The organism is Succinimonas sp. (assembly GCF_045225735.1).
Lineage (GTDB): Bacteria > Pseudomonadota > Gammaproteobacteria > Enterobacterales > Succinivibrionaceae > Succinimonas.
The window spans coordinates 1-3,491 of record NZ_JBGVBR010000300.1 but is presented as its reverse complement, the minus strand read 5'-3'; the positions used below and the strand labels follow the sequence as shown (position 1 = coordinate 3,491).

General features: G+C 44.4%; 4 protein-coding genes. 1 reads left to right on the top strand and 3 read right to left on the bottom strand.

Translation table 11 applies throughout. The features are described 5' to 3' along the window. The 3 genes from ACJROR_RS10835 to lgt all read right to left on the bottom strand — a co-directional run. Nucleotides 1–681 (bottom strand): hypothetical protein (locus tag ACJROR_RS10835; protein WP_406547068.1); only part of this gene is annotated, 681 nt, incomplete at its 3' end. 154 nt (nt 682–835) lie between these two features. Next, nucleotides 836–1,387: a hypothetical protein gene (locus tag ACJROR_RS10830; protein WP_406041402.1), complete on the bottom strand. Its 552-nt coding sequence runs from the start codon at nt 1,385–1,387 to the stop codon at nt 836–838. Between the two features lie 260 nt (nt 1,388–1,647). Next, a complete protein-coding gene (gene lgt, locus ACJROR_RS10825) occupies nt 1,648–2,490 on the bottom strand; it encodes a prolipoprotein diacylglyceryl transferase (protein WP_406041404.1) in 843 nt (280 codons plus the stop codon). A gap of 360 nt (nt 2,491–2,850) precedes the next feature. On the opposite strand from lgt, the gene ACJROR_RS10820 reads away from it, so the two are divergent. Then, on the top strand, nt 2,851–3,339 hold the full coding sequence (locus tag ACJROR_RS10820) for a hypothetical protein (RefSeq protein ID WP_406547067.1): 489 nt from the start codon (nt 2,851–2,853) through the stop codon (nt 3,337–3,339). Nucleotides 3,340–3,491: the final 152 nt, after the last annotated feature.

Sequence of the window (3,491 nt, the reverse complement as noted above, 5' to 3'; positions counted from 1 at the left end):
AATTGCGGTTTCGCTCTTGGACTTTTTGGCAGCAATTCTTTTAAGGATTTTTTCTTCTGATTCCTTGGTTAGTACCGGGGGCCGCATTACGTAGCTGAAATATTCCAGGGTGTCAAAAAAATCCTGATCTGAAGCCTGTTCCACCACCTTGTAAATATTGCAGCGATCTCGTTTCCAGTTGGCTGATTTTTTTTGGAAGCCCCAGCCGACAATAATGGGCCGATCATTAACTATGTAAATATGACTGGTATCAGGAATATAGAGAGCGGCGCCAAGATGATCCGGGGACTCGTTGTCGTAGAAAAAACGGGCCAGAATCTTTTCAGAAAAAACAGATGAATTATCGGAAAGAATTTTCTGGCAGCGATCCTTCAATTCTTTGATTACCCGGCAGACTTCCAGCAGGTAGAACACCTGTTCATCCTCAGAAAGAGACTCCAGCGGTTCCACCAGAAATTTGGTTCCGAAAACCTTGGGGATATGCCAGCTTATGCCTTCTTTGGAGCTTACCGGAATGGCAAAAGTGGATACTGCTCTTTGGCTTTGTGTGGCGTCCTGATAGAGAGATTTCTGGATAAACATTGTCAGGCGCATGACAGAATCAGGCACCGCGCTGCCTTCAACGCTTATAGGAGTATATTCACTTAGATTCAGGGTACAGATAACGTTGTCTTGAGCCATAATAGATTGCCATTGACCTTACAGAGAACTTCCTGATTTTATCAGTTATCAGCGGCAATAAATCGGGCCCAAACTGCAATATTGACAAATAGAGTAAAAAAATCCCCGCGTCATGAGAAACGCAGGGATGCGACAAAGAGTGACAAAAAACGATTTACTTGTTTCCGTTAAGGAGAGAGGAAATAAGCCGCTGGTTATTGTTCTTCTTAGCAGGCTCTTTCGGCTGTTCTTCCTGCTCAACAGCCTTTTCCGGAACAGGCTTAGGCTGCGCCATGGGTTTGCTGTTCTGAACAATTGAAGGCTGAACCGGCTTCTGAACTTCGCTGGGGCCGGAAGGAATGGCACTGGGTGAATTAAAGCCCTTGGCTCTCTGAACCTTGAAGTTGTTCTGCTTGGCAGTGGCAACTAGGGTGTCAAAAAGCAGGTTTTCAGTCACGAAGGTAACCTGAATATCAGGCTCTGCCATATTCATCTTTGCTACCAGGAAAGCCATGCTGAGGATAAACTCGGTTTCTGAATTATAAGAGAGCTCTAAAAATTCAATGTTTACATGGCTTTGCTGCATGATCTTCATTAATTTCATAACCACAGGAATAGGGAGACTTTCCTGCTGCTCAGTAACCAGATAAACATGCTCGTAACGATCGAGACCTTCTGAAGGCAAATCCTGCCCGTTATAATCAGGGAGAATGAGTACTTTAGCCATATATGTAAATATCCTCAGGCATACAGTTAAAACCAACAACTGTTTTAGGTGCTAAAAACATGACTTATTTTACTATCTTTAAGGATTGACAATAGTGATCGCTATCACTCTAACATCAGAGCGTCCTTAAAATGTGAGCCTTTGGTCAAAAAAAATCCGTGCATTCGGAAGCCTGTCCTGTTGCCGGCGATCTCTGGTGCGGAACTCCGGAAAGCAAAGGCAGGCCGATAAACGTAAAAGTCCTGTTTTTACAGAAGCTGTCAGGATTCAGCTTTATTGGTTTCAGGGAGCCGTCTTTCTGTGATTTCGCTGCTACCGGTTTTAGCGGAGAACAGGGAAAGAGCGATAAGAATGACTCCTGCGATAATGAAGGGGATGCTCAGGTACTGACCGACGGTAAGGAAAGAATCCTGATTGTAGTCTGCCTGTTCCGGTTTGAAATGTTCCAGAGCAATTCTTACGGTGAATATAGTTACCAGAAAAAGCCCCAGAATCAGACCGGAGCCCCGTTTTCTGACGTATTTGTAGCAGACAATCAGAAAAGCGGTAATCGAAAGATAGGCGGCTGCTTCATAGAGCTGAACCGGATGTCGGGGAAAATTTTCGTTCAGCCTCTCAAACACCACCCCGTAGCTTCCGTCAGTGGCCTTGCCGACAATTTCCGAATTGAAAAAATTACCCAGACGAATCATTACGCCTTCAAATGCTGTAGGAATGCAGAGCAGGTCGGCTAGAGGCAGAAATCTGTAGCTGTATCTTGCAGAGAAAATCAGCACGGCGATCACCAGTCCGATGCCGCCGCCGTGGCTTGCCAGACCGCCCTTCCATATTTTCAGGATCTCCAGAGGGTTTTCCAGATAATAGTCTGGCTGATAAAAGATGCAATGTCCGAGGCGAGCTCCGATGACAGTGCCCATGAACATATAAAAAAGGAGATTATCAAGATCATTGTCCGGGTAGCGGTGCCTTTTGAAAAAACGGCTTATAGCAAGATAACCCAGAATAAACCCAGCCGCAAACAGCATGCCGTACCACCTGATCTGGTAGTCTCCCAGGAAAGGAATTGTAAATGCGGCAGGATCTGCGTTCCAGTGTAAAATCATCTGCAAGAAGGCTCCTGTGTTAAACGTGGTGAAAATTACCGCGAAGGTTTGTTCCTGATGTGATTATAGATGTTTGAAAGCCTCCGCGCATTAGGATCGCGGTAATATTCCCGCTGCATTAAGCAATGTTAAGAGCAGAGCAGGCGTGATTTAGGCTATAATCTGCAAGGTTATTGAGAGATCTTTGTTATGGCTGAAATTATTCAAACTTTTTTTACCTATGCAGGATTGACCCTGTTTCTGGGCGGACTGATATTTTGCTTTGTAGCTCCGGCATTCAGATATGGCGTGTTCTGCTCTGTGCTGGGAAATCTCTTTTTTGTTACTGCCATTGTGTTTCCCAAGCAGATGGTGCAGTTTGTGGAGACTCATGAGCTTGCTCCGTACTTTACCAGCGTGGATATTCTGGCGCTGAAGGAAAAGGCAGTAATAACCGGCATTATACTGATGTGCGTGCTTTGGATAGTGAGATGGTTTAAACACTTGACCGTAGAAGGATTTTTTATTTTCCTGTTTCCGTCTCTGGCACGGCCGGTGGTGAAGGAAGAAAAGAAAAAGAAGAACAAGAAATCCAAGAAAAAAGGGAAAACGGAAGAAGCGTCTCTGGCTGAAAACGCAGCCGGCGCGGAAACTGAGTTATCAGAAAGTGTTGAGAGTGATGCGTACTCTGAAACACAAACTAAATCACAGGATGATGTTGGCGGAGAACTCTCTCAGAATATGGATACATCCGGAAACAACAGTGAAGAGATGTATGACAATGCGATTGAGGATAATGAAGAGCGGAACCAGGATCAGCAAAAATCAGCCAAAGAGGACGAACTGCCTGTTATCAGGGTTCGTGGTTAAAAAATAACCAAATTGGCAGGGTGAAAAGGCTATTTTTGAGTTTTTTTGATAAAAATCAAAAAATCTGTTGACAGAAAATCAGAAAACTATAAAATTCGCATCACTTGCTCAGCACGAGCAGGAAGTTCTTTAACAAACAGCTTAGACAATCT